Source organism: Cellulomonas sp. KRMCY2 (assembly GCF_000526515.1).
Taxonomy (GTDB): domain Bacteria; phylum Actinomycetota; class Actinomycetes; order Actinomycetales; family Cellulomonadaceae; genus Actinotalea.
On sequence record NZ_JAGF01000001.1, the window covers coordinates 959,309 to 986,288 of the forward strand.

Genomic DNA, 26,980 nt, shown 5'->3' on the forward strand with positions numbered 1-26,980 from the left:
GCGCACGCACATCGGCAGGAGCGCGGACGGCGGCATGTCCGCGTGCCACCTGGGGCTGTTGACTATCGGGGTGACGTTCACCCCGATGCCGCCCGAACTCGCGACCGGGCGGTTCATCCTGACGCGCGAGACGCTCGCCGACGCGGCGTGGCTCGCCGATCTGTTCACCGCACGGGGCGGCAGCACCGTCACTGAGGCCGAGGCTCGTTCACGAGTCGCCGCCATGCACGAGCTCACCAGCACCCACGGCATCGGCGCCTACGTCCTGCGGCCCAGGGCCGGGGGCGCACCGGCGGGCTACGTCGCCATCATCATCGGTCGCGGCACCGTCGAGGAATCCGAGATCACCGTCGCGTCGCGCCACCAGCGCATCCGCCCGCACACCCCGCGGCACAACGGCAAAGTGGAGAGATACAACCGGATCCTGGCCGAGGAGCTCCTCTACGCCCGCATCTGGACCAGCGAGGCCGAACGCGCCGCAGCGATCAAGATCTGGAACGTCCACTACAACTACCATCGGCCCCACACCGCCGCCGGCGACCAGCCCCCGGCCTCACGCCTCCACGCAGGCGTCACCAACGTCATGAGCCAGAACACCTGATATGGAGGGACCCGCTGTCAAGTGGGCAGGGTGAGGCGCCGCCCGGATGGGTTCTGGGCGGCGCCTCCTTGTTGACTCTGTGGCCCCGGGGTCCGGTGAGCGTGTCGTTGGCGACGCGCGGTCAGACTGATATGCGCGGGTTGGCTACCGCAGGACGGGCTGTTCGGCAGGAGCGGATCGCGGGTCTAGAGTCGGGCGTCGCGAGCCTGGGGGCTCGTTGCTCATAGGAGTTTCGCGGGTCGCTCCACGCGCTGCTACCGGTCTGGGGTCAGGAGTCAGATCGTGGGCCTGGTGGTTCAGCGGGCCGTCGTGTGGTCCTCGAGGGTGGCCAGTGACCAGCACCAGCCGGCGAGCTCGCGGGCGATGGCGACGTTGGCGATCACGGGTCGCTTGTGGTGTTCGTCGAACCGGACCCAGCGGGCGTGCAGACGCCGGTTCCCCTCGTCACCGCGGGCGCGGGCAGCCGGTGAGGCCAGGTCCCAGCGGGCCAACATGGTCGCACCGGGTCGGTAGCGGGCCCGGTGGTGCCAGGCTGCTTCGACCAGCAGCCGACGGGCGTGGGTGTTGCCGGTCTTGGTGATCGAGCCCTGCACCCGGCGGGCCCCCGAGGAGTGCTCGCTGGGGACCAGACCGACGAAGGAGCCGATGGTGTTGCCGGTGAACCGGTGCCAGTCACCGATCTCGACCGCCAGGGCGAACGACGTCAACGTCGAGACACCCCGCAGGCAGCTCAACCGCCGCACGACCGGGGTGAACTCGCTGTCCGTGGCCATCGCGGTGATCGCAGCGTCGAGCCGGTCGCGGCGCGCATCGGTGGCGAGCACGGCGTCGTAGTCGGACTCGAAGGCCATCTGCACCGCCGGGGCCTCGAAGTGCTGGCGTCGTAGCCACCCGTCGTGGGTCCCGGTCCACGCCTGCCCGCCGTCGTAGACGATCCCGTGGCGCAGCAGCAGCTTCGAGAGCCGGTGCCGGGCTCGCATCAAGTCCCCGCGGCAGTCCTCTCGCGCCCGGACCAGGTCCCGGGCCGCCTCCTGGTCCTCGGAGGGAATGACCACGGCGGTGATCTCGTCCAGCCGCAACAGCCGGGCGAGGTGCACCGCGTCCCTGGCGTCGGTCTTGACCCGATCCCCCGACGGTCGCTGCAACTTCGAGGGAGCCGCGACCACGCACCGAATCCCGTCCGCCTTCAGTGCCCGCGCGAGCCCGAAGCCGGTCGGCCCGGCCTCATACGTCGCCGCGACCGGACCCGGCAACGCGCCTATCCACCCGCGGATGTGCTCGTGCGAGGGCGTCAACCTCGCCTGGAACAGCTCGCCCGTCACGCCATCGATCGCAGCCGCCGCGACCGACCGTGCGTGCACGTCGAGCCCCACACTCGTACGCTCAGAGAACACCGGGGCCTCCCACACATGTCGGATAGGCCGAGCAGGCAGCCCCTACTCGGTAACCCACGAGATTGCGTGAGTGAGGCCCCGGCCCGCAACCACCCACACCCGGGCGGTCACTCCATACCGTCTAGTCCGGTCTCGGCGAGTTCCTCGGCGAGCTCCACGCCCCCCGCCGTACGGACGCGTGGCGACGAGGGTCACCCGCCGGCTCGTGGGCGGTGCCCGGGTGTCCTGATGGTCGATGCCGGCACGGGCCAGCTGGTGCCAGAGGCGGACACGCGCGTCCTCCTGCGGTGGCCTGCCGCCCGCTGTGGTTGTCCTGAGGGCCAAGCAGCCACCGGCCGATCAGGCGGACTCGCGCACCACCAGCGTGAGGCCGATGCGACGGCGTTCACGCGAACCGGCAGGCGCCCGGCCGGAGAGGATGTTGTCAACGAGCTCGATGGCATGCTGTGCGAGTGCCGTCTTGTCGATCGAGAGACTTGTGAGCTCCGGTGTGACAAGGGTCCCGATATCCAAGCCGTCCGTGCCCACCACCGCGATGTCACCGGGAACGGCAGTCCCGGCCCGCGCGAACCCCTTCAACGCGCCGATCGCCATGACGTCGTTGTACACAAGGACCGCGTCCGCCTCCGGGTAGTGACCGAGCAGCTCTTGAGCTGCGCGGACTCCGCCCTCATGGGTTTCGTCTGCGCGGAACTCGGATCGACTGGTCCAGGGCAGCCCGTGCTCGTGCAGGTAGTCGCGGTACGACTCGCGCCGCGACGAGGCAATGTGGCTCGAATCGATCATGGCGATCCGGCAACGTCCGCTCGCCGTCAAGTGATCGAGGGCCGCACGGACGCCTGCCTGGTAGTCGATCTCGACAATGGCATCCACCTGATCGTCCGACGAACCATCCAAGATGACGATGGGAATGCCGAGAGCTTTTCCGCGAAGGGCATCCTCGGGAAGTAGTCCAATGGTATCCGTACGGCAGCCTGTGAGCACGAGCGCGTCAACACGTTGCACCATCGACTCGAGCCGAGCGCGAGCCTTTTCTTCCTCGTCTCCGATGTCGCACAGGATGACACTCCAACCTTGCTCCGAAGCGATGCGGCTCAGTGCCGATGCGAGCTCGGGATAGTACGGATTGCGAAGGTCTTCCATGACCAGGCCGATGGTCACATCGCGACCACGCACCAAGCCTTGCGCGGCGCGATTGGGGCGGTAGTTCAGCTGACGGGCAACCCGAACAACCCGTTCGCGCGTTGCGGCGCTGACATCGGGAAGACCGTTGAGGGCTCGGGTCACGGTCTGTCGGGAGACGCCGGCGACCCGGGCCACGTCAAGGATGGTGGTCGCTGCAACGCTGATTGCCATGAACTGACAGTACTGGTAGCGTCGCCGTGAACGTTCACGGTCGCGCCGCGACGCAGGTCACATCGCCGTGAACGTTCACGACGATCGCGCCGGTCACGCTGGTGCGTACGGACGCGTAAGGGCTTCCTCGTGCCCTCGGTTGTCTCCAGCGGGACGGGTAGCAGCCAGCCACGTCAACTATTCAAGAAGGAACCTTCCGCGTGATGACCTCCACGACGACTCCAGTTCAGCGACCACCCCGGGAGGCTGTCCGCGCCCGCGCCGGCGTGGCGATGCTGTTCTTCACCAACGGCGCCATCTTCGCCAACCTCCTGCCGAGGTACCCCGAGGTCAAGGCCGGCCTCCACCTCAGCAACGCCGCGTTCGGCCTCGCTGTCGCCGCGTTCCCCCTCGGCGCACTTCTCGCCGGTTTGACGGCCGGGATGCTGGTGCGCAGGTTCCGCTCGGCCAGGGTGGCGATCGTTGCAGCCGTGTTGTCGGCGGTCGGAATCCTGATCGCCGGGGTGGCGCCCGCCTGGATCGCACTGGCCGGAGGGCTCTTCCTCGCCGGAGCGATGGATTCGATCACCGACGTCGCTCAGAACTCGCACGGGCTACGCGTCCAAAGGCTCTACAAACGGTCGATCCTGAACTCCTTCCACGCGGTGTGGAGCGTCGGGGCGGTCCTTGGCGGGGTTCTCGGCGCGGTCGCCGCGCAGCTCGCCGTGCCCGTGGCGCTGCAGCTCGCCGGCTCGGCCGTGCTCTTCAGCCTCATGGCCGTGGCCGCCAACTGGTTCTTGTTGCCCGGTGCAGAGCCCGTCGACCTCGAGCCCGCCTTGGCTCCTGACGTCGGGTCGCCTCGCTCGAGGCATAGGCCGGAACTGCTCGCCAGGTACGGGGTTCTCGCCGCGCTCGTGGTAATCGCCGCGTCGGGTGCCATCGTGGAGGACGCGGGAAGCTCCTGGTCGGCCATCTACCTGTCGGGTTCCCTGAAGGCATCGGCGTTCGTCGCCGGCGTCGGCTTCATTGCCCTCCAGGGGATGCAGTTCGTCGGGCGGATCTGCGGCGACCGGCTCGTCGACCGCTTCGGCCAGCGCCCGGTGGCACGCACGGGTGGGTTGGTCGTCTTCGTCGGGATGGGCGTTGCCCTGGCCGTCCCCACGGTCCTCGGGACGGTGGTCGGATTCGGTCTCGCCGGCCTCGGTGTCGCGACTCTCATCCCGGCGGCAATGCACGCTGCCGACGAACTTCCAGGATTTCGACGTGGCACGGGACTCACCATCGTCAGCTGGCTGCTGCGGGTCGGCTTTCTTGTGTCGCCCCCCGTCGTCGGCGCGATAGCCGATGCGTCCTCCCTCCGCCTCGGCCTGCTCGTCGTGCCCGCCGCCGGACTGCTCGTCATGGTGTCCTCACGCGTGCTCTCCGGCAGAGTGACACGGTCCGCCAACAACGAGTCCGCGGACCAATCGGCAGCGGGTCATGTGTATTCGTAATGCGCCGGCCGGAGTGCCGTTCGACAGGTGGACCACCGGCGCGGCCGCGACCCCGACGGCAACGCCGTCAGCTGGTCACTTCCACGTGAGCCGCGACGACTGAGCCCGAACGCAGGCGTGAGCGCGGGTGACGGGGATCAGGTGGGTCATCTCGCTCACCCGTGCACTCATCTGCTCCACCCGGGCTCGGAACCCGGCGTTGCGCGCCGCCGACCCGCGAAGACCTGGTGGGGAGGCTCTCCGCCCGGGCCGCCTCCCCACCAGGTCGGTCTCACGCGGTCGGCCGCCAGGGCCCCCAGGGACTTGCAGCGGGCTCCTGGTTGCGGGTCCACCACTGCGCCACGTACCTGACGCCGTCGTGGAGCACCTCGTCGCCCCCGCCGAAGATGCGCGACGGGGTCCAGACCGCGGTGCCGTCCGGCGCGGTGACGATCTCCTGCCACGGCCCCCACGGGTTGCCCGGCTCCTGGTTGCGGGTCCACCACGACGCCAGAAACTCCGCGCCCTGGTACGACACCAGGTCACCCGCGAGGTAGGTGGCGCCCGGATCCCACTCCGGTGCCGGCGGGGCCGGCACCAGCCGGACAGCGTTGAACAGGGACGGGTCCTTCGATCTGACGATGCCGCCGCCCCACTCTGCCCACGTCCGGCCCGCCCCGTCGTTCTCGTTGATCGCGAGCGACGAGCCGAACAGGCCGTCGCCCGGGTCCCAGCCGCCGAGGCTCGACCACGGCAGGGCGACCTCGTAGACAGTCAGGGATGCGGCATCGTCCCGCGTCACCGCCACCTGGGCGCCGGGAATCGACCCGGTGCCGCCGGCCGGTAGCCACCGGTACAGCTCCGACCCTTCGGGGGTCAGCGCGACGCCGATCTCGTTGTAGGTCCGCAGCTCTTCGCCTGGCGCACCGGCGACGAACGTCAGCTGCAGGGAGTCGCCCTGCCAGATGTTCCCACCGGTCGCCCGCTGGTGGTGCACGTCGTCGGTCACGGCCGCACTGAGGTACAGGGCGTCGGCGTCCCACGTGTACCAGGCCGTCGCCTCGAGCACACCCTCGTCGAGGCCGAAGGTGACGGAGCTGAGGCCGGCGAGGTCGTCGAGCACCCCGTCGACCGCGATCCGCCGTTCGCCGGCGTCGGTGACGTCGCCGACCGGCGCCACGACGCCGGCCGCCGTGAGGTCGTCGTGCCCCGCCACGCGCGCGGTGGCGCTCCAGGTGACCCGCTCGGCCAGGTCGCCGAGCGGTACGTCGACGACGAGCGCCGACCCTCCCACGACTTCGGCCCCGGTGCCGTCCTGCCCGGCGGCATCGCCGATCGTCCAGTCGATCCCGTCGACGGTGAACGAGCCCGCCGCACGGTTCGAGAGGCGCAGGCGCAGGGTCTGGGCACCGTCCTGGTCGATCGTGTGCGTGCCGGTCAGGGCCAGCGCCTTCTGGACATCGACCTCGGCGCTGAGCACACCCCGCGGGTCGCCGTCGACCGACAGCTCCCCCACCACCCGCACGGGCCCGGCAGCGGCTGGTGCGGCGAGGGTGAAGGCAAGGGTCCCGGTCTCGCCGGCGGCGACCGTCTGGACCACGGGCTCGGCCAGCCCGTCGACGGTCAGCACGTACTCCTGCCCGGCGGTCCCGGCGGTGTTGTCCGCCGTCCATCGCACGGTGATCGGCTGTCCGACGAACGCCTCGTCGATCGTCAGCGCCGACGCGTCCGCGGCCACCGCCTCGACGACGCCGGAGACGTACACCGGTTCGTCGTCGAGCTGGAGGACCACCGCACCGTCGCCCGTGGCGGGGTACGCCGTGGCGGCCCCGTACTGAGTGGTCACCGTGAACGGTGCGCCCGAGCGGATGCCGACGGATTCGTCCTGCTCGGCCCACAGCACGCGCAGGTCGGGGTCTCCTGCGCCGGAGGCGTACGTCAGCTGCCAGACCGAGTCGATCGTCTGGTCTCGCCCGACGAACGTGACGTCGTCGAGGAAGGAGGTCGCGGTCGCGTAGGCGACGTACGCAGGCTTGGGTGTCAGGCCACCGAGCTCGTCGTCCGGGTGATGGATCAGCCCGAAGTTGTTCTCGGTGTTCGCGTCGTCGACGCCGTCGTTCTGCAGGTCATACCAGACGTACCGGCCGACGCCGTGGGCGGCCGCGATCGCCGCCGACTTGGTCAGGTTGCTCGCCTGGCCGGCCTCCGTGATCGCCCGGACGTTGCTGCCCGTCGGCCAGCCGTGCTCGGTCACCCACAGCGGGATCGGCTCGCCGTCGTTGTACTGGCGCACCAGTGCGTCGACCGCTGTCAGGGTTGCGTCCAGCGCCTCGGCCGGCGCCGGGTAGCTGTAGGCGTGCAGCACGATGCCGTCGACGTAGTCCAGCGCACCGAGCTGGAAGGTCCGCTCCAGCCAGTCGGTGGAGAGCATCGCCACGGCAGGCCCGATGATCGGGAGGCCCGGCGCGACGTCGCGCACCGCCGGCGCGGCCGCGCGCAACAGCTCGACGTAGGCCTCCGGGCTGCCCGCGGTCGTGTTGCCGATGCTCAGGTCCCACTCGTTCCAGATCTCGATGCCCGCAGACACGTCCTGGTACCGCTCGGCGAGCGCTGCGGCGTACGCCGAGTAGGCCGCGATCGCCTCCGGGCTCGTCGGCTTGTCGCCGCCGTCGTAGTGCGGGTTGCCGTACCCCGGGATGAGCAAGAGGTCCAGGCCAGCGCCGGTCGGCACGTCCGTCCAGGCCGCGACGCTCCAGTCGTAGACGCCGCGCTGCTGCTCGAGGGAGCTCCAGGAGACCTCGTCACGCACGGTGCCCAGCCCGGCGGCGGTGACCAGCGGCACAGAGTCGGTGGTCCACGAGTCCCAGGCGTAGTGGGTCGCGACGCCGAAGGGGCTGTCCTCGGCGGCGGTGTGACCGGCCACCTTCGCCAGGGTCGTCGATTCGGTGGCGATGACCGCGCCGTCCGCAAGGGCCTGCACCGTCAGCGAGTACCAGCCCGGCCCGACGTCGAGCGGCAGCACGCCGTCGGGACCCGGATCGGCAAGCTCACCGGCACCGACCGTGGTGCCCGACGCGTCGCGCAGGGTCCAGCGCAGCGCGTCGCCGGTCGTCGAGTAGCCGATGGTCACCGGCGCGTCGCCGACGACGACGTTGCCCACGGTCGTCTGGCTGAGAGTGAGCGGACCGGTAGGTACGGCGGGTGAGACGACGCGCACGTCGTCCACCTGGATGGTGGCCTGGGCGGGACGGGGGTCGCGCACCCACCGGGTGTCGACGAGCAGACTCAGCTGGACGGCCGGGTCCTGCCAGCCCGCGCCGTCGACACCGCCCCAGGCGATGTACGCGTCGCCTGCGGTCGGGTCGCTCATCGTGACGACCTGCCAGTCCTCGGTCGCGTCCAGGATGTGCTCGGTCTGGTGCGCCCGTCCCGTGGCGTCGATCAGGCGGACGACGATCCGCTCGAGATCAGGTGCCTTGATGGCGAAGGACAGCGAGCCGACCGCCAGCGGGAGCGGTCGGACGATCTCGTACAGCCCGCTGACGGTGTCAGTCAGCTGGACCTGACCCACCTGCGACCCCTCCGGGGCGTCGGCCGCCGGGACCCGCGCGAAGCTCGCGGCAGCGGTCCCGGTGGCCCACCAGCGCTCGGCATCGGACTCGAACCCACCGACCAGCGTGCTGGTACCTGCCGCCGTCGCAGGCGTGGCGACGATCGCGATCGCCGCCACGCCCATCGCCGTTGCCACTGCCGCGATCGCGGCCACCAACCGTCGTCGCCGTGTGGCGGCCACTGCCGTTGTCCTTCTCATCTCGTCCTCCTCGTCGAGTGCGAATGGCGGAGTCGTGCGGCGCCGGCTCGGCGGCGCCCGTCTGCGATGACGGTCAGCCCCGATCGGGTACCAACCACCACGTCGTGTCGGGGGGCAGGGTCGCGGTCGGGGACTCGAGCGGCGCGCCGGTGTGCTCGCCGGTCGAGTCGAGAAGCCGGCGGGAGCCCGCCAGTACCGGCACCTGGATCGCCTCGGAGCCCGTGTTCGTCAGGACAGTGACGGGACCGCGGCGGACACCGAGGACGTCCGGTGGCGTCTCGAGCCACACCACGTCGCCGTGACCGAGCCCGAGCTCGCGGCGCAGCCGCAGAGCGAGCCGGTAGAGCTCGAGGGTGGATCCCGCGAGCCCGCGCTGGACGTCGACGGCGTGGTGCACGAACCAGGCGGGTTGCGGCAGCCAGCTCATCGGGCCCGGCCCGAACCCGAACGACGGGGCGTCGTGCACCCAGGGAAGCGGCACCCGGCAGCCGTCCCGGCCCCGGCTCGTCCCGCCGCTGGCGAACCAGATGTAGTCGGTCCGCGACTCGTCGGGCAGGTCGGTCACCTCCGGCAAGCCCAACTCTTCGCCCTGATAGAGGTAGGCCCCTCCCGGAAGCGCGAGCATGAGCGTGGTCGCGGCTCGGGCGCGGCGCAGCCCGAACGCGCGGTCCGGCTGCGGGTCCCCGAGGCCGATGCCGCCAGCAGGCGCGGAGTCGGCCGAGTAGCCCAGGCGCGATGCGTGGCGGACGACGTCGTGGTTGGACAGCACCCACGTCGTCGGCGCGCCGACCGAGCCGTCCGCCGCGAGGCTCACGTCGATCGTCGTCCGCAGGTCTATGGCCCGCCACGGGGTGACCAGGTAGGCGAAGTTGAAGGACTGGTGCATCTCGTCGGGCCGCACGTAGAGCATGCCGCGTCGCGCGTCCAGCCACGCCTCGGCGACGAGGACGCGGCCGTCGTACTCGTCGACGACCTTCCGCCAGCGGCGATGGATCTCGTGCACACCGTCCTGGTCCCACATCGGAGGGCGCGTCGCGGGGTCCACCGTCGGGATCACCTGGTTCCAGGACCGCGGCCCCATGTCCGGCAGCCCAGGCGCCTTGACCATGCCGTGCGAGACGTCCACCCGGAACCCGTCGACACCGCGGTCGAGCCAGAACCGCAGCACCTCGTCGAACATGTCGGCGACGGCCGGGTTCTCCCAGTTCCAGTCCGGCTGCGCCGCGTCGAACAGATGGAGGTACCACTGCTCGGGGGCGCCGTCGGGCGCCGCGACGCGCGTCCAGGCAGTGCCGGCGTCGGTACCGGGCCAGTCGTTGGGCGGCTGCGACCCATCGGCGCCGCGGCCCTCCCGGAAGACGAACCACTCCCGTTCCGGCGACCCTGGTCCGGCCACCAGCGCCGCGGCGAACTTCGGGTGGGCCGACGAGCAGTGGTTCGGCACGATGTCGACGATCACCCGCAGGCCCAGCCCGTGGGCCCGCGCCAGCAGCGCGTCGACGTCGGAGAGCGTGCCGAAGAGCGGGTCGACGTTGCAGTAGTCGGCGACGTCGTAGCCCATGTCGACCTGCGGCGACGGGTAGAACGGCGTCAGCCACAGCGCGTCGACCCCGAGATCAGCCAGGTGGTCGAGGCGCGCCGTGATCCCCGGCAGGTCGCCGACGCCGTCGCCGTCGGAGTCGGCGAACGACCGTGGATAGATCTGGTAGATCACCGCGTCGCGCCACCACTCGGCAGTGGTCACGGCTCGGTCGGCCACGGCTCGTTCGCTCACGGCTCGGTCGGTCGGCATCACGTCCGCTCCTCCGTACCCGCCGCCCGCGCGCCGGAGAAGCGCAGGGTGCGGATCTCGAATGCGCGCAGCGCGACCTCCACCCGGCCCGTTCGCCCGTCGGCACTGACCTCAGCCTGCGGTCGCTCCAGCAGGTCGGTCGCCACCACCGCCTCCCACTCGAAGGCGGTGGTCAGCGTCCCCGCCCGGGCTGCCCCGCGCGCTTCGTACAGGCGCACGACGAGGTCCCCTGATCGATCCTCCGCGAGCTTGACCGCCTCCACGACGATCGCCGGGTCGTCCACGGCGAGCAGCGGAGCGCTCGGACCCGCGCCGAGGATCGCGCGCGGCGGGACGTTGAGCCGGTAACCCTCGGCGACGGCGTCCATGACGTCCGCGCCGACGACGAGCGAGCACGCCAACGCGTGCCGACCCTGATCCGCCTCGGGGTCGGGGAAGAGCGGCGCCCGCAGCAGGCTGAGGCGGATCACCGTCGCCTCGTCGCCCGAACCGGTGCGCTCGCGGCGCACGTCGTGCCCGTAGGTCGAGTCGTTCGCGACCCCGACGCCGAAGCCGGGCTCCGCGACGTGCACCCAGCGGTGCGCGCAGACCTCGAACCTGGCGGCCTCCCATGACGTGTTGGTGTGCGTGGGCCGGAACACGTGCCCGAACTGGGTCTCGGCCGCGAACCGGTCGGCGTGCACGGCGACGGGGAAGGTGAGCTTCAGCAGCTTCTGCCGCTCGTGCCAGTCGATGTCGAAGGTCAGGTCGACCGACGTGGAGCCTGGCCGCAGCGCGATCCGCTGCACCACGCTCGACGCGCCGAACATCCGGCGAACCTCGACGCACGCGCCGTCGGCGCCGTCGATGACGGCGACGGACTGCGCCTCGGTGAGGTCCTCGTGCACCCGCCGGTACGCCGCGTCGATGTCCCAGGCATCCCACTTGTTCGGCGTGTCCCGGTGCAGCTGGAGCAGGCCCGCGGCGGCGCCGGCGGCCACGACCTCGCGCCCGGTCGCCACGTGGCGGACGGACCGGATCAGGCCGTCCCGGTCGACGACCACCCGCAGCAGGCCGTTGTCCAGCGTGGCTCCACCCTCCGGGGTGGCGGTGACCGTCGGGGCGGCACCGTCGGACAGCGCCGGCGCCACGCCCAGGGCCGGGGCGTCGGCCACCGCGAGCGGGCCGGCGTTCGCGCACAGGGGCGACGACCCGGCGCCGACGAGGGTGGAGAGCGCGTCGTCGATCAGGGGTTCGAGCCGCTGTGCGAGCTCGTCGTACCTGCGCTCCGCCTCGCGGTGCACCCAGGCGATCGATGAGCCGGGGAGGATGTCGTGGAACTGCTGCAGCAGCACGGTGTGCCATGCGCTCTCGAGCTCGTCGTACGGGTACGAGGCGCCCGTGCGCACCGCGGCCGCCGCCGCCCACAGCTCGGCCTCGCGCAGCAGGTGCTCGCTGCGCCGGTTGCCCCGCTTGGTGCGCGCCTGGGACGTGTACGTGCCGCGGTGGAGCTCGAGGTAGAGCTCGCCCGACCACACCGGCGGATCGGCGTAGTCGGCCTCGGCCGCCTCGAAGAAGCTCTGTGCAGATCCGAGTCGCACCCGCGGCAAACCCTCCAAGTCGCCCGCTCGCCGCGCGGCGGCGAGCATCTCCCGGGTCGGGCCGCCGCCGCCGTCCCCGAAGCCGAACGGCACGAGCGAGACGTTCGTCGCCCCCTTGTCCGCGAACTGGCGTTCGGCGCGGTCGAGCTCGACCGCGGACAGCTCGGAGTTGTACGTGTCCACCGGCGGGAAGTGGGTGAAGATCCGCGTGCCGTCGATGCCCTCCCACCGGAAGGTGTGGTGCGGCATCGTGTTGGTGTCGTTCCACGACATCTTCTGGGTCAGGAACCACCGGTTGCCCGCGCCGACGGCGATCTGCGGCAGCGCGGCGGAGTACCCGAACGAGTCGGGCAGCCACACCTCCTGCGACTCCAGCCCGAACTCCTCGAGGAAGAACCGCTTGCCTGCGACGAACTGGCGGACCATCGCCTCGCCGCCGGGCATGTTGGTGTCCGACTCGACCCACATGCCGCCGACCGGGACGAAGCGACCCTCCGCAACCCTGGCCCGGACCCGTTCGAACAGCGCCGGGTACCGTTCCTTCACCCAGGCGTACTGCTGGGCCGACGAGCAGGCGAAGACGAAGTCGGGATCTTCGTCCATCAGGTCGAGCACGTTGGCGAACGTCCGTGCGCACTTGCGCACGGTCTCCCGCACCGGCCACAGCCACGCCGAGTCGATGTGCGCGTGCCCGACCGCGACGACGGTGTGCGCGGTCGCGTTGGCTGGGCTGGCGAGCACGGGTGCGAGCAGGTCGCGCGCCTGCTCGGCGGTGCCCGGCACGTCGTCCGGGTCGATCACGTCGAGCATCTGCTCCAACGCACGCAGAACGGTGGCGTATCGCGGCCGGTCCCTCGGCAGCACGTCGAGGAGCCCGTGGAGCGTACGGACGTCTTGGACCAGGTCCCAGACCCTGACGTCGCGGATCGCCAGCTCTAGGCGGCGCAGCCGGTACAGCGGCTGGTCGCCTGCGGTCTCCTTGTCGCCGAGCGGTGTCGGCAGGAAGGCACGCCCACCCTGGGCGATGTCGGGGTTCGACGCCGCCTCGAGGTAGAGCTCCACGGGCTCGCCGGGCCGCTGAGGGAGCGTCACGTGGGCGTTGCGCGGCTCGATCCCCTTCAGGATCCGCCCGTCGGGCCGGTAGGCCAGCGCTTCCGCCTGGAAGCCGGGGCTTGAATCCGTGAACCCGAGGTCGACGAGCAGCTCGAGGCTGTCCTTCCCGACCCGCCAGTCTTCGGGCACGCGGGCCCGCAGGTGGAACCAGGTGGTACCCCACGGCCTGCCCCATGCATCGCCGACCGCCAGCGGTCGGTATGCCGCCGCGACGGCCTCCTCGAATGCGACTGGCTCGTCCGGGACCTCCCACGCCTCGACGTCCACCCGGGCGCGCGCGCGGTGGACAGCGGGCAGGAGCTGCTCGTCGAGAGTCCGGTGCGATCGCTCCGTGACGTGCTGGTCGTTGTGGTGCATCGAGGTACGTCGAGCCCTTCGTTCGGTCCGCCCGCGGTTGATGTCCGCGGCCGGAGGGGGTTGCGGTCACTCCTTGATCGCGCCCTGGCTGCTGGCCGCGCTGAGGAAGTGCTTCTGGAAGAGCACGAAGAACAGGACTGGGATGGCGAGCGCGAGGAAGAGCGCAGCCAGGTACACCGACAGCTCGGTGGTCTGCTCGAGCCGGGGCAAGGCGACGGACAGGGGCTGCTTGCCCGCGTCCGGCAGGACGAGCAGCGGCCAGAGGAACTCCTTGTAGCCCGCGACGACGATGAGGAGGGAGACGACGCCGAGGATCGGCCTCGACATCGGCAGCACGATCGACCAGAACACGCGGAGCTTGCCCGCGCCGTCGATGCGGGCAGCCTCGAACACGTCCCGTGGCAGCGCCGCGAAGGACCGCTCGACGAGCAGCACGTTGAACGCCGAGGCCGCCGCCGGGAGCCAGACCGCCCAGAAGGAGTTGAGCAGGTTGACGCCGACCAGCGGGACGTCGATGACGGTGAGGTAAAGGGGCACCAGCGACACGACGCCCGGGATGAACAGGGTCGCCAGGAGCATCGCCGAGATCACCTTGGCGTACGCGGGCCGCAGGATTGCCAGGAAGTACCCGCCGCTGGTCGCGACGAGGATCCCGAGGAGCCAGTTGCCCAGGCAGATCCAGAGCGTGTTCGCCAGGTAGGTGCCGAACCTGACCCGCTGGAAGGCCTCGACGAAGTTGTCCCAGTGGAGTCCGGAGGGCCACAGCGCGAACGGCTGGGCCAGAGTCTCGGTCGAGGTGGAGGTCGCCGCCTTGAAGAGCCAGGCCAACGGCCCGACGCTGGTGAGCACCAGGCCGACGAGGACCAGGACGCCCACCACCGCGAGCGCCAGTCGGACCCGGGGCGCCTTGCGGTCCTGGAAGGAGACGATGCTGAGCTCGCCGTCCGACTCCCTCGGCGTGCGGGAGCGCCAGATGCGGCGGACCCGCTCGCGGGTCGCTCCATCGGCAGGTCCGGTCCTCACGCCGAGCTCGGACACCGGCGCGCTCACGACTGGCTCCAGCGGCGGGTCGCCCACAGGTAGGCCGCCGACAGCACGGCCAGCGCGGCGGCGAGGAGCAGGCTCAATGCCGTGGCACGCCCGTAGTCGCCGGACACGAAGGCGTACCGGTAGATGAGCATCATCACCGTCACCGTCCGGTTCTCCGGACCGCCCCCGGTCATGATGTAGGGCTCGGTGAACAGCTGGAACACGCCGATCACCTGCAGCAGGAACATGATGAGCAAGGTCCCCCGCATCTGCGGCAGCGTGATGTGCCAGAACCTGCGCAGGATCGAGGCACCGTCGATCTCCGCCGCCTCGTACAGCTCCGTGCGGATCGTCATGAGGGTCGCCAGGTAGATGACGGTCGCGGTGCCGAAGCCCGCCCAGGTCGCCTCGACGATGATCGCCGGGACGGCCAGGTCGCCGTCGTTCAGCCATGCCAACGGCCCCACCCCGAGCCACCCGAGGACGGTGTTGAACAGGCCCGACTCGCTCGGGTGGTAGAAGTTCTTCCACAGCAGGACCGCCACCACCGGCGGCACGATGACCGGCAGGTACGCGAGCACCGACGCGAACGCTCTCGTGCGCCGCAGCTCGGCGATGAAGACCGCCAGCAGGATCGGCGTCGGGAAGCCGATGGCAACCGACCACAGGATGAACTGCACCGTGTTCCAGGCTGCCCGGCCGAGCAGCGGGTCGGCCAGCACCCGCGCGAAGTTCTCCACGCCGACCCATTCGGTGACGATGAAGTTCGTCTGCTGGAGGCTCATCACCACGCTGCGCAGGATCGGCCACCACGAGAACAGCGCGAACACGAGCACCATCGGCAGCCCGAAGGCGAGGGTGCTCAGTCCACCGCGCCGCACCCAGACTGCCGGCGTCACCGACCTTTGCGACGGGGGCGCTGGTGCAACAGCCCCGTCGACGCTCGAGCTTGCCGCGCGCATCTCGCTCCTTCCCGTCCCGGCGCTTCACCGGGCACCCGACCAACGGTCCCCCCGGCCGGGTCCGCGGGCACGGATCCGGCCGGGGCGCCTACCTCACCTTGCGGCGTCGAGGATGCCCTGGACGGTGCCCTGTGCGTCGCCGAGCAGCTGGTCGATGTCGGCGTCCTGCCGGGTGAGGACCGCCTGTACCACCGGGTCGAGTGCCGCGTAGATCTCCTGACCGCTGGGTGCGGGCTCCGGTACCAGCGCCACGTCCTCGACGGTCGAGAGGAACAGCTCGAAGTGGTCGCGGGGAACGTTGACGAGGTCTGCCACCCAGCCGAGCCACTGGTCGTACTCCTCGGCTCCCACGATCCGGATCTCCGGCACACCGACCGCCTGACCATTGGCGACGTCGGCCTCGGCCTGCGCGACCGCGACCTCCTCATCGAGGAACCGCCCGAAGCGGAAGAACTCGATCCACGTCACCGCGGCGGAGATCTCCTCCGGTGTCGCCGTCGGATTGACCACCGCGACGTTGCCGCCACCCAGTGTGCCGAGCCCATCAGAGTCCTGCGGGAGCGGAGCCACACCGAAGTCGTCCGGGTCCATGCCGAGGTTGACGACTGCGTTCCGATACAGGTCGGCACCCTGGACGAACATGCCCACCTGGCCGGCTGCGAACGCGTTGTTCGCGTCGCCGTAGTTGACCAGGAAGTTGGTGCCGAACGTGTTGTCGTCCCAACGCAACGACCGGTAGAACTCCAGAGCCTGCTGGGTCGCCTCGTTGTCGATGGTCGCGGCGCCCTCCTCGTCGATCAGCGTGCCGCCGAACGCGTAGGACATCGTGGTGAGCACCCACCCCCCGGTGTTGTCCGCCGTCATCGCCTGGAAGCCCTGGGCGTCCGTGTTCTCCTCGATCGCCTTGGCCGCCTCGCGCACGTCGTCCCACGTCTGCGGTGGGTCGTCCGGGTCAAGACCCGCCTTCTCGAACAGGGTGCGGTTGTAGATCAGGCCCATCGGGTACGCCGCGATCGGCACACCGCGGACCTTCCCGTCCGAGTCGGTGGCGAGGGTGGCCAGGGCGGGGTTGAGGTGGGCCAGCACCTCCGAGTCGGCGATGTAGTCGGTGATGTCGGCCACCTGGTCGCGCTCGATGAGCGAGGCGATGTCCGTGAAGGGGACGGACATCACGGTTGGCATCGTCCCGCCGGCGAGCATCGCCTGGAAGGTGTCGGCCGTCCAGACGGTCTCGGTCGCCTCCACCGTGATGTCCGGGTACAGGTCCTCGAACGCGGCGACCTGCGCCAGCAGCGCGTCCCGGGCCTCCTGGTTCTCGGTGGTCGGCAGGTCGCTGATCGAGATCGTCACCGGGACGTTCTCCGCCGGCGCCGCACCGTCGGACGTGTCCGGGGAGTCAGTATCGGTGGTGCATCCGACCAGGAGGAGCGCCGCGGCGGCGATGACCGCCCCCGCGCCCATGTGCAAAGACTTCCGTCTCATCATCGAAACTCCTTCACGAAGTGGCCCGATCGCCTGCGACCGGGCGGGACACGGCTGGAACCGGGACGCGACCCGCAGGTCGAACCACCCACCCTCGTTGCCGCACGCGGGCCACGTGGGCCAGCGCGCACCAACGAGCCGTAGACTAAGTCCGGCAATCAGAATTAGTCAAGACCCGGGATGACCCGGGTCGCACGCCGTCCCGGCTAGAGTGGCGGGGCCCGGTCGTGGCGTCGGCACGGTGAGGACTCAGGGAGTGATGGCGCAGATGGCGTCCGGCCGGAATTCGCTCGAGGTGACGAATCGCGGTTCGGCGCCCACCGCACGGCGGCCGGGCCTGCGACGAGGGTCGAACCTCACGCACGTCGCCGACTTCAACCATTCTGTCGTCCTGGACGCCATCCGACGCTCCCGCGCGGGCGTCTCCCGCGCCGAGCTGACCGCCGGCACCGGGCTCGCCGCGCAGACGGTATCCGACATCTGCCAGCGCCTGCTCGACCAAGGGCTGATCGCCGAGACCGGCACCAGCTCGACCGGGCTCGGCCGGCCCCGCCGGACCCTGGAGCTGGTACCCGGCAGCCGGCACGCTCTGGGCCTGCACATCGATCCGGCGACGATCACCTACGTCCTGCTCGACCTGGGCGGCAGCCTCGTCGCGCACGCGAGCCATGAGACGAGGGTGACCACCGAGCCCGACCGCATCCTTGCTGAGATGTCGCGCTCGCTGGACGACCTCATCACGCGTTCCGGCGTTGATGCGACAAGCATCGTCGGGCTGGGCATCGCCTCACCCGGACCGATCGACACGGAGGGCGGGATCGTCGTCGACCCGCCCCATCTGCCCGGCTGGCACCGGGTCAAGCTCCGCGACCGCCTCGGGGAGGCCACCGGACTCCCCGTCGTCCTCGACAAGGACGTCACGGCCGCCGCAGTCGCCGAGCGCTGGGCGGGAGCCGCCGTGGGCGCCAGCGACTTCGCACTGCTGTACCTGGGCACCGGCGTGGGCGTCGGGATCGTCACCGACGACATCGTCGTGCGCGGGCACTCCGGCAACGCGGGCGACATCGGTCACCTCATCGTCGACGTCGACGGCCCGCCGTGCCCGTGCGGCCAGCGCGGTTGCCTCGGTGTGACCGTCTCCCCGTTGACCCTGGCCCGGGAGGCCGAGGCAGCCGGCGTCCTCGGGGCCAGCCCCGACGAGGACAACTGGATGGGGGCGATCCGACGGTTCTCTCTGGTCTGTCGCGCTGCCGACGATGGCGATGAGCGCGCACTGGCGATCCTGCACCGTTGCGCGCGGCGGCTCGCCCGCGCGATCGCCACGGTTGCCGACCTGACCGACGCGAACCTATTCGTCGTCGGTGGCCCGGCCTGGGAACCGGCCGCGCGCCACTACCTGCCGACGCTGGAGTCGCAGGTCTCTGCGCAGTTCGTGATGCGGGACATCCACGACGTCCGGGTCGTCGGCACCTCGCTCGGTGCCGACGTCGGCGCGCTCGGCGCGGCCAGCCTCGTGCTCGACGGCACGTTCGCCGCCCGGCCTTCGGCCCTGCTGCTCGGCTGAGTCAGGGCGCTACCCGCGCACGTAGCCAGTCCAGCTTCGCCTGCTCGTGCGGTGCCTGACCGCCCTCGTGATCGTTGTACGGGTACACGACGATCTCCTTGTCGTCGCAGTGATAGCGGTTGTACGCGGCGAACACGGTCCGCGGCGGGCAGGTGAGGTCCATCAGCCCGACGGAGAACAGAGCGGGAGCATTCGCGCGCACGGCGTGATTGGCTGCATCCACGTACGACAGGGTCCGCAGCACGACCGGCTCCTCCTCGCGGTGCGCCCGCAGGAAGCGCACGATCTCCTGGTACGGGTCACGGTCGGTCAGGGTGATCGCGCGCTCGATGTGACACAGGAACGGGACGTCGACCATTGCCGCCGCGAGATCCCGTACGAGACCGGCGACCGCGAGCGCGATGCCGCCGCCCTGGCTGACGCCGGTGACGACGACCCGGGCCGGATCCACGCCGGGAAGGGTGCGGGCGGCTTCCACCGCACGCACGGCGTCGGTGAAGACCCGCCGGTAGTAGGCCGTCTCAGGGGCGCGGATCCCCCGTGTCATCCACCCCGTCGGCTCTCCTGCGTCGCCCGGCTCCGGGTCGGGCGTGGCGCTCCGCTGCCGCCCCGCACCCTGGCCCCGCGTGTCGACGGACAGGTGGGCGTAGCCGGCGAGCGGCCACATGACCGGGTCGATCGCCCACCCGCGGCCGCCGCCGTAGCCGTGGTACTCGATGACGACCGGCGCCTGCCCTCCTCGGCGGTCGGCCGGTACGCGCAGCCAGGCACGGATCGGGTGGCCACCGAACCCGGCGAATCGCACGTCGTACGTCTCGATCGCGGCGAACCCGGTGTCGACGAGCGCCGCGCTGACACCGAGGTCGTGGCGTCGCGCCTCTGTGAGGGTGCCTGCCCAGAACCCGTCGAAGTCCTCGGGCACCGCGATCTCGGGCCGGTACTGGCGCAGCTGGTCGAGCGGCAGGTCGAAGTGCATGGTCTCCTCGTCTCGTACCGGTGACATCCCGGGCTCGGCTCGTTCGGGCGCCTTCGGGTGCGAAGGTCGCCTCGGTCGCGGCGCTGTGCACTCGGACTGCGCGGTCAGTGGGCTTCGAGGCGGGCGACGAAGCCGCCGCCAGCGGCCATCGGCGGACTTCGGAAGCCGGCGAACTCCGGCTGGTCGTCGATCCGCACCTCCCGCGTCAAGACACTGTCGCGCCCGGCCCCGTCGTGCACGATGCACCACGTGCCACGCAACGGCCCGAGCCGGGTGAGGTCGAGGTCGGCCCCCGGGTTCGCGTTGGGGCCGTTGATGCCCGCGACCCACCACGTGTCGCCGTTGCGCCGGGCCATCACGGCGTGATCGCCCGGCTCCCCCGCCAGGCCCACAGTGTCGTCCCACGCTACGGGCACGCGGCGGAGGACGTCGAGCACGGCCGGGTCCTGATTGCGGTACGACTCGGCAGAGTCGGCGAAGTGCAGGATCCCGGTCTCGAAGACGACGGCGAGCGCAAGCTCGTGCGCCGCGGTGGTGCGCCGCGCCCGGAAGGTGTCGCTGAAGGTCACAGGCGTGTAGTCCATGGGCCCGATGACGTTGCGGGTGAAGGGCAGCACCGTGTTGTGCCACACGGCGTCGTCGGCGAAGGCCAGGTTGATCAGGTACCACTCAGCGCCACGCACCGCTTCCATCGTCATGAGGTGCGGCCAGGTCCGCTCCCAGCCGCGGGGGACGGTGCAGCCGTGGAAGTTGACCATCAGCCGGGCCTCGGCTGCGTCTTCCAGGATGCCGAGGTAGCGGCCGATGCCATCCTGCTTGTCGGAGTGAAAGAAGTCGACCTTGAGCCCGACGACCCCCCACGCCGCGATCCGGGCCATCTCGCGCCGACGGACGACCTGCTCGTGCATGAGGTCCCGAGGTTCCCCGGCAACGTCGTTGTGCGGGCCCCCGGAGTTGTACCAGAGCCAGATGCCCACCGCGCGGGCGGCGGCGTAGCGGACGAGCTGACGCATCTCCGCTTCAGAGTGGACCGTCCAGTTGGCGTCGATGAGCGAGTACTCCCACCCCATCTCGGCTGCGAGATCGACGAACCGGCGTAGCGTGGCGAGGTCACGCGGACTGGACACGTCCGACCACCAGCTCCACGAGGCGCGGCCTGGGCGGATCCACGAGGTGTCAGCAAGGCGGCTCGGCCGGGCCAGGTCCGTCACGACGGTGGACTCCAGCAACGCCGCCGCGGTGTCCGCGAACCCGATGAACCGCCACGGCAACGTCCACGGCAGGGTCGACGACGCCTGCGCCGCCCCCAGGCCGCGCCCTTCCCAGGAGTCGGGCCCGACCACGGCGTACGAGCGCCCGTGCGGCGCACCGGCCAGCCGGGCGCCGTGGTAGCCCGCGTCCAGGTCGGCCTCGCCGACCAGCAGCCAATGGCCTTCGACCTCGAACGTCGCGGGGAGGTCCCACGCGTGCGACGGTGACGGCGTGCCGATCGGGACGCCGTTGGCGTAGAGGTTCTCGTGCGCGTGGTCGGGACTGTCGGACGGTGACACGGGCTGGAGCCACGCCCGCCCGTCCGCCGGGAGTCTGAAGGTCGTCATCTCGCCAGTGACCGTCCGAAGCCGGCCGTCGTCGTCGTTCTCCGGAAAGCGGTACCGGAACGCGATGGCGGTGTCATACACCCGCAGGTCGAGGTCGAGCCGATCGCCCGCCGCGTTGCACACGGCGACGGTCGCCGTGGTGGCGTGATGATGGAGCCGGCTGCGCTTCCCGTGACGCATCTCGTACGCCTCGTCGACGGCCCCGACCACCGGCGCGCCCAGCGCGGCCAGCCCGGCGTCGAACGAGGCGTCTGCCCGCTCGATGCCCAGCAGCACAGTCACCTGGTCGGCGCCTCGCCGCGCCGCGTCGCATGACAGGCGCCCAGCGCCGTCGAGCCCCACCGTCAGAGCGACGTCGCCCCCCGGCGAAGCAAACGTCCACCGCATCGTCAGTCCCCTCTGCATCGCCGCCTGCTCGGTCGGCACGACTCTTGGCCGGACCCGCCGTCGTACATTATTCTGTTTGTCGGAGTAATGTCCAGGCACGATCCCCGGACGAGGACGGAGCACACCGGTGGCCAGGACGGACGCATGGCGCCACGCTCGTTCTCCGAGGCCGCCGATCCACATTGCCTTCGCCAACCGCCTCCTCGGCGGCCCGAGTCAAGGAGAGCCCGAATGACAACCGCCGACACGACTCCTCGCCGGTTCGCGATAGTGGGGACCGGAAACCGCGCGGGAATGTACGTCGACGCGCTGCTAGGTCCGTTCCGCCGGGCGGGGTCGATCGTCGCCTGGTGCGAGCCCAACCCGGCCCGGTCCGGCTACTACGACGAGGTCGTCGACGCCGCGGGAGCCTCGCCGGTGGCGACGTATGCGCCCCCTGAGCTTGAGACGATGATCCGCACCGAGGCAGTCGATGTCGTGGTGGTGGCCAGCCCGGACAGCACTCACGGCGACGTGGTGGCACGCGCACTGCACGCCGGCGCTGAGGTGATCCTGGAGAAGCCCATGGCCATGTCCGTCGCCGGCTGCCGGCAGATCCAGGCCGCAGCCGAGGCGACCGGCCGCGAGCCCGTCGTGACCTTCAACTACCGGTACTCGCCGCGCAACAGCGCCCTGAAGCAGGTGATCGCCTCCGGCGCGATCGGCGAGGTGACGGCGGTGCATTTCGAGTGGTTGCTGGACACCGGGCACGGGGCCGACTACTTCCGTCGCTGGCACCGCGCCAAGGCCAACAGCGGTGGCCTGCTGGTGCACAAGGCCACCCATCACTTCGACCTGGTCAACTGGTGGCTCGCCGACTGGCCGGACAGCATCTACGCCCAGGGTGCGCTGCGGTTCTACGGGCCCGATGGCGCCGGCCTCGGCGAGGCGGGTCTGCCTCGGCCTGAGCGCGGCACACCCGGCGCCCCCGGCGGCCCGAGCCTGCAGGCGCCGGTCGACCCGTGGGCCATGGACCTGCGCAGCTCGGAGCCGTTCCGGCGGATGTACCTCGACGGTGAGCGCTTCGACGGGTACCGGCGCGACCAGGACGTCTTCGCACCGGGAGTCACCATCGAGGACACCATGTCGGTGATGGTCCGCTACACCCGCGGCGTCCAGCTGACCTACTCCCTGATCGCCTACAGCCCTTGGGAGGGATACCGCGTCTCGGTCACCGGAACCCGTGGACGCGCCGAGCTCGACGTCGTGGAGCGCGCCGCCCACCTGCCCGACAGCGAGGTCGTCGACCCCTCCGCTAGGCGTGACCACGGCGGGACCCGCCTTGGTGCTGCACGCCTCGACGGTGAACGTCTCGTGGTGCAGCGGCACTTCGAAGAGGCGTACGAAGTGCCGATCCCCAGCGGCGAGGGCGCCCACGGCGGCGGGGACGCCCTGCTGCTGCGTGACGTGCTCCTCGGCCCGGGCGACGACCCGCTCGGCCGGCCGGCCGGATGGCGCGACGGCATCGCCTCAGCCGTCGTCGGGCTCGCGGCCAACCGATCGTTGGCCACGGGTCAGCCGGTGACCGTGGCGGATCTCGGGCTCGAACCGTGATCACGCCCTCAGGCGCCGTGACCGACTCGACGACTCTCGTCCCTGCCGCGGGCGAACCCATCGGCGGCGTCCTCGTGCTGCCCGGCGGAGGCTACGAACGCCACGCCCCCCATGAGGCCGAGCCCTACGCCGAATGGCTCGCTGCTCTCGGGTACGACGCCTACGTCCTGCGCTACCCCGTCGGGCCGCACGCATGGCCTGCCGCGCTCATCGGCGCCCGCGCCGCACTACGGCACGTGCGCAGCCGAACACCGGTCCACCTTCCCGTCGGAGTCATCGGCTCGTCCGCCGGAGGGCATCTCGCCGCCGCGCTGTCCACCGCCGGCGGCCAGGTGACCGGCGATGGAGCGGGTCAGCGGCCCGACTTCGCGATCCTTGCCTACCCCGTCATCAGCTTCGAGGTCCACCCCCACCCCGGCAGTACCCACAACATCCTCGGCACGAACCCGTCACGCGGAACACGAGTGCAGGTGTCCTTCGACCGCCACGTCGACCGCGCCACGCCACCAACCTTCGTCTGGACCACGGCCGACGACGCCACTGTTCCGGCCACACACTCTCTGCGTTACGCGCAGGCACTCATCGAGGCGGGAGTGTCGGTCGAGCTGCACGTCTTCCCGCACGGTCGGCACGGGCTGGGCCTTGGTCGGGACAACTCAACGATTCGACAGTGGACGGACCTGTGCGAGGGATGGCTGAGACGCGGCTGCTTCGAGCCGAGCGGACTCCGCTAGCTCGACGAACACGATCGACGGGACGCCCGGAGCTGAATCGCCCCGGGTTCCGTGGAGGGCTGCAAGCCACGGAGGATGAGGGTCATGGCAGCACCGAGGAAGTATCCGCAGTGTGGGACTCCGGGAGATGGTGGACACCCCGGTTCAGGTCCCTGGCTGGCAGGTCGCGGACGCGGTTCCTGTTGCCGGGCGACAGTGGTTCCGGTGGGTCAGGTGTCCGGGAAGCCGGGTCACGCTCCCGGGCGCCCCGATCGAACGCAGGTGCCGAGCACCATCGAGCGAGTGCAGCCCGGTGTCCGAGATCTCCGCCGCGTAGACGATAGGCGAGCCGCTCGTCAGGAGCCAGAGCTTCAGGCCCGTGCGCCCCGATCCGAGCGCCGTCAGGATCCGGCGAGCGCGATCGCCTCGAACTCCTGGGCGGCGGCGTTCGAGAGGTCGTCGTCGAGGAGCTTCGCGGCGAGTTCGGGGCCGACGGTGAATGAAGGCACACCGGCCGCCGCGAGCGCAATCACCGCCTCAACGTCCTTGATGCTCGCGACGAGGATCTCCAGGGTGGTTTCGGTCAGGATCCGCCGCATGGCGAGAATCTCTTCGTAGCCGGATCGGCCGGCAGCAGTCATCCGGCCGAGGTAGGGGGCTATGTACTGCGCGCCGGCGGCCTGGGCAAGGAGCGCCTGAGATGCCCGGTAGACCGCGGTGACCAAGAGGGGTACCCCGGAGTCCGCGAGCCTCCGGGTCGCGGTCAGCCCGGCCCGGGTCGCGGGGACCTTGACGACGACACGCTCGCTCAACGCCCTCAGATTCTCGCCCTCGCGAACAATCTGGTCGACGTCGGTGCCGAGCGTCTGAAGGAAGACGGTGCGAGCGCCGTGGGCGACGGCCCAGTCGTGCAGCGCCGGAAGATCGGCGCTGGTCAGCCCTGCTCGCGCGAGCAGGAGCGGGTTCGTGGTGACCCCGGCGAACAGACCTGTCGCGAGGAGCGGAGCGAGTGCGTCGCGGTCCGCGGAGTCGAGGTAGAGAGTCATGCGATCCCTTCGTTGTCGAACGTGCGATCCTCCGCCAACGCGAGGTAGCGCTCGCGAACGGCATCAGGGACCGCGGCACGAGGGATCGTGGTGCTCGTGGTGGGCGGCGTCCAGGAGTCGCGCACCGTCCCGATGTCAGCCCGGCTGAGCACTGCGGCAGCCTGGATGCACGCTCCACGGGCGGTCGCTTCGGGTGCGTCGCGGGTGTAGACCGGCGCTCCGAGCAGATCGGCGAGGACCTGGCGATACGCGGCGGACCGCGCACCGCCCCCCGCGACGAGTACGGCCCCGTCGGCCGTCGCGCCTGCGGCACGGATGGCGTCGTGGCCACGGAGAAGGCCGAGGAGCACACCCTCGTAGGCGGACAGGGCAAGGCCCTCGCGGGTTGTTGCGGTGGTGAGCCCACCGAGAAGGCCGGTGGCACGGGGGCGGTCGGGGGAGCGCTCACCGTCGAGGAATGCGGCGAGGGTCGGTCGTTCTTCGTCGACCGGCGCGGCCAGGGCGAGGCGTGCGAGCTCCGTGTGGTCGACCCCGAGGATGCGCCCGATGGTGTCCGTGACCTTGGTGGCATTGAGGGTGCAGACCAGAGGCAGGTAGCCGCCTGCGGCGTCCGCGACTCCGTCGACCCAGCCGGTCGGGTCGTGCACCGGGTCTGGCGAGACGCTGATGACGACTCCCGAGGTACCCAGGCTGTAGAGCACCTCGCCCGGCGCCATACCGATGCCCAGGGCTCCGGCGTGCTGATCACCCGCGCCTGGACCGACGACGACGTCGGGGCGCAGCCCCAAGACTTCAGCCGCGGCTCGCGTGACCTGCCCGGCAGGCTCGCCGGGCTCGAGGACCACGGGCAGGACCGCGGGCCAGTCGACGTCCGGGGAGACCAGCCGATCGAGCAGGTCGTAGCGCCAACGACCCTCGTGGGCGGCGTAGTACCCGGTTCCCGATGCCTCGGAGCGGTCGGTGACCGCCCGTCCCGTGAGGCGGAAGGTGAGGTAGTCGTGCGGGAGCATGACCTGCGCGAGGCGGGTGAGCAGGTGCGGCTCACGCTCGGCGACCCAGGCAAGCTTCGTGATCGTGAACGCGGCGGTCGGGACCGAGCCGACAGCGTCAGCCCAGGTGGCAGCACCCAGCAGCTCGACCATCGCAGTCGCTTGCGGCGCCGAGGTCGTGTCGTTCCAGAGCTTCACGTCGCGCAGCAGCTCGCCCGAGGCGTCAAGCATCACCAGGCCGTGGCACTGCGCTGCGACGCTCACCGCGTCGATCTCCCGGCCGCTGATCCCGGCGGCGCTGACCGCGGCCCCCAGAGCGACGACCAGCGCCTGCCACCACGCGTGCGCAGGCTGCTCGCTGATCGGCGGGTAGGTCGGCGGGTGCGGTGCTCGGCCCTGGCCTATCAGCACTCCGGTGAGTGCATCCCGCAGCTCGACGGTGCAGGACTGGGTCGAGCTGTCGATGCCGGCGACGACGCCCACGCTCACTCCTCCGGGTGCGCCGCGCCCGTGCCGGACAACGACGGCAGGGAGTCGGGGAGCTCGGCGATCTGCCCGACCGCACCGGCCGGGTGGGTCTCCAGGACCTGCTCCCAACCGTAGCGACTGCGCCGCATCAGGACGTAGGCCAGTGCATCACCCCAGACGGCGACCATCAGGGTGCTGCCCATTGCGATGACTCCACCGGGGTCGACGTCCTCGTCGGACAGCACGACGGTGATGTCGCCGAGCTGGGCGAGAGTGGACTCGGGGGCGGAGGTCAGGGACACGATCGGGACGGTGCGGGCACGCACGCGCCGGGCGAGCTCGTTGACCTCGTTGGACTCGCCGCCATGGGAGATGGCGATGAGGATGTCGCCCTCGACGATCGCACCCATCGACCCGTGCAGCGCGTCCATCGGCTGGGCGTACACAGCGGGCGTGCCGCAGACCGAGAGCAGGTGCGCCATCCGCCGGGCTACTGCCCCTGACGTCCCTGAGCCAGTGACGAAGACCTTTCCGGTGCACCCGGCCAGCAGTTCGACGGTCTGGACGAAGCTCTCGTCGAGATGCTCGGCGACAGCGAGCACCCCGGCCGCTTCAGTCTCAATGGCCTCACGGGCGGCCGCGAGGATCGTGGCGGGCTCTGGGTCGGGCATGGTGCTCCTCATGGTGGTGGGGGTCCGTGCGGCGGGCTCGATGAGAG

The 26,980-nt window shown here is 70.7% G+C and carries 17 protein-coding genes and 1 pseudogene; 5 read left to right on the forward strand and 13 right to left on the reverse strand.

Translation table 11 applies throughout. The features are described from left to right. Positions 1 to 352 precede the first annotated feature (352 nt). Positions 353 to 601, forward strand: a pseudogene (locus tag K415_RS23305) (integrase core domain-containing protein); the annotation flags it as partial. Between the two features lie 296 nt (positions 602 to 897). Here K415_RS23305 and K415_RS0104720 read toward each other — a convergent pair. Together K415_RS0104720 and K415_RS0104725 are read right to left on the reverse strand one after the other, a co-directional pair. Continuing rightward, positions 898 to 1,995 (reverse strand): IS110 family transposase, encoded by a 1,098-nt coding sequence (locus tag K415_RS0104720; protein WP_024285553.1) that lies wholly within the window; start codon positions 1,993 to 1,995, stop codon positions 898 to 900. A gap of 339 nt (positions 1,996 to 2,334) precedes the next feature. Beyond that, positions 2,335 to 3,351 carry a LacI family DNA-binding transcriptional regulator gene (locus K415_RS0104725; RefSeq protein ID WP_024285946.1) on the reverse strand — a complete coding sequence of 339 codons (1,017 nt, stop codon included), beginning with the start codon at positions 3,349 to 3,351 and terminating at the stop codon, positions 2,335 to 2,337. 203 nt (positions 3,352 to 3,554) lie between these two features. On the opposite strand from K415_RS0104725, the gene K415_RS0104730 reads away from it, so the two are divergent. Further along, positions 3,555 to 4,823 (forward strand): MFS transporter, encoded by a 1,269-nt coding sequence (locus K415_RS0104730; RefSeq protein ID WP_024285947.1) that lies wholly within the window; start codon positions 3,555 to 3,557, stop codon positions 4,821 to 4,823. 271 nt (positions 4,824 to 5,094) lie between these two features. On the opposite strand, the gene K415_RS24545 is transcribed toward K415_RS0104730, so the two are convergent. From K415_RS24545 to K415_RS0104760, 6 genes are all read right to left on the reverse strand, one after another. Beyond that, positions 5,095 to 8,595 (reverse strand): carbohydrate-binding protein, encoded by a 3,501-nt coding sequence (locus tag K415_RS24545; RefSeq protein ID WP_231494825.1) that lies wholly within the window; start codon positions 8,593 to 8,595, stop codon positions 5,095 to 5,097. A gap of 91 nt (positions 8,596 to 8,686) precedes the next feature. After that, positions 8,687 to 10,405: a glycoside hydrolase family 13 protein gene (locus K415_RS0104740; RefSeq protein WP_024285949.1), complete on the reverse strand. Its 1,719-nt coding sequence runs from the start codon at positions 10,403 to 10,405 to the stop codon at positions 8,687 to 8,689. Beyond that, on the reverse strand, positions 10,405 to 13,455 hold the full coding sequence (locus K415_RS0104745) for a glycoside hydrolase family 38 C-terminal domain-containing protein (RefSeq protein WP_024285950.1): 3,051 nt from the start codon (positions 13,453 to 13,455) through the stop codon (positions 10,405 to 10,407). Before K415_RS0104745 ends, K415_RS0104740 begins: the two co-directional genes overlap by 1 nt. Positions 13,456 to 13,521: 66 nt before the next feature. Next, positions 13,522 to 14,505 (reverse strand): carbohydrate ABC transporter permease, encoded by a 984-nt coding sequence (locus tag K415_RS0104750; RefSeq protein ID WP_231494826.1) that lies wholly within the window; start codon positions 14,503 to 14,505, stop codon positions 13,522 to 13,524. Then, the gene (locus tag K415_RS0104755; protein WP_231494827.1) at positions 14,502 to 15,383 is read right to left on the reverse strand and encodes a carbohydrate ABC transporter permease; all 882 of its coding nucleotides are present in this window, start codon (positions 15,381 to 15,383) and stop codon (positions 14,502 to 14,504) included. Before K415_RS0104755 ends, K415_RS0104750 begins: the two co-directional genes overlap by 4 nt. A gap of 156 nt (positions 15,384 to 15,539) precedes the next feature. Then, entirely contained in the window at positions 15,540 to 16,931 is a 1,392-nt protein-coding gene (locus tag K415_RS0104760; protein ID WP_081784886.1) for an ABC transporter substrate-binding protein, read from the reverse strand. A 256-nt stretch (positions 16,932 to 17,187) separates the two neighbouring features. On the opposite strand from K415_RS0104760, the gene K415_RS0104765 reads away from it, so the two are divergent. Continuing rightward, positions 17,188 to 18,492, forward strand: coding sequence for an ROK family transcriptional regulator (locus K415_RS0104765; RefSeq protein WP_024285954.1), 1,305 nt, complete (start codon positions 17,188 to 17,190; stop codon positions 18,490 to 18,492). Position 18,493: 1 nt separating this feature from the next. Here K415_RS0104765 and K415_RS0104770 read toward each other — a convergent pair whose 3' ends face one another. Together K415_RS0104770 and K415_RS0104775 are read right to left on the reverse strand one after the other, a co-directional pair. Beyond that, positions 18,494 to 19,495 carry an acetylxylan esterase gene (locus K415_RS0104770; RefSeq protein WP_231494828.1) on the reverse strand — a complete coding sequence of 334 codons (1,002 nt, stop codon included), beginning with the start codon at positions 19,493 to 19,495 and terminating at the stop codon, positions 18,494 to 18,496. Between the two features lie 77 nt (positions 19,496 to 19,572). Continuing rightward, the gene (locus K415_RS0104775) at positions 19,573 to 21,636 is read right to left on the reverse strand and encodes a glycoside hydrolase family 97 protein (RefSeq protein WP_081784887.1); all 2,064 of its coding nucleotides are present in this window, start codon (positions 21,634 to 21,636) and stop codon (positions 19,573 to 19,575) included. 48 nt (positions 21,637 to 21,684) lie between these two features. On the opposite strand from K415_RS0104775, the gene K415_RS0104780 reads away from it, so the two are divergent. Both K415_RS0104780 and K415_RS0104785 read left to right on the forward strand, forming a co-directional pair. Beyond that, on the forward strand, positions 21,685 to 23,046 hold the full coding sequence (locus tag K415_RS0104780) for a Gfo/Idh/MocA family protein (RefSeq protein ID WP_024285957.1): 1,362 nt from the start codon (positions 21,685 to 21,687) through the stop codon (positions 23,044 to 23,046). Further along, positions 23,043 to 23,780: an alpha/beta hydrolase gene (locus K415_RS0104785; RefSeq protein ID WP_024285958.1), complete on the forward strand. Its 738-nt coding sequence runs from the start codon at positions 23,043 to 23,045 to the stop codon at positions 23,778 to 23,780. The genes K415_RS0104780 and K415_RS0104785 overlap by 4 nt, the downstream gene beginning before the upstream one ends. A 380-nt stretch (positions 23,781 to 24,160) precedes the next feature. Here K415_RS0104785 and K415_RS0104790 read toward each other — a convergent pair whose 3' ends face one another. From K415_RS0104790 to K415_RS0104800, 3 genes are read right to left on the reverse strand one after another with little or no spacing between them, the layout of a single operon-like run. Continuing rightward, the gene (locus K415_RS0104790) at positions 24,161 to 24,805 is read right to left on the reverse strand and encodes a transaldolase family protein (RefSeq protein ID WP_024285959.1); all 645 of its coding nucleotides are present in this window, start codon (positions 24,803 to 24,805) and stop codon (positions 24,161 to 24,163) included. After that, a complete protein-coding gene (gene xylB, locus K415_RS0104795) occupies positions 24,802 to 26,277 on the reverse strand; it encodes a xylulokinase (RefSeq protein WP_155859367.1) in 1,476 nt (491 codons plus the stop codon). Before xylB ends, K415_RS0104790 begins: the two co-directional genes overlap by 4 nt. Before the next feature lie 2 nt (positions 26,278 to 26,279). Continuing rightward, the gene (locus tag K415_RS0104800; RefSeq protein ID WP_024285961.1) at positions 26,280 to 26,933 is read right to left on the reverse strand and encodes an SIS domain-containing protein; all 654 of its coding nucleotides are present in this window, start codon (positions 26,931 to 26,933) and stop codon (positions 26,280 to 26,282) included. Positions 26,934 to 26,980: the final 47 nt, after the last annotated feature.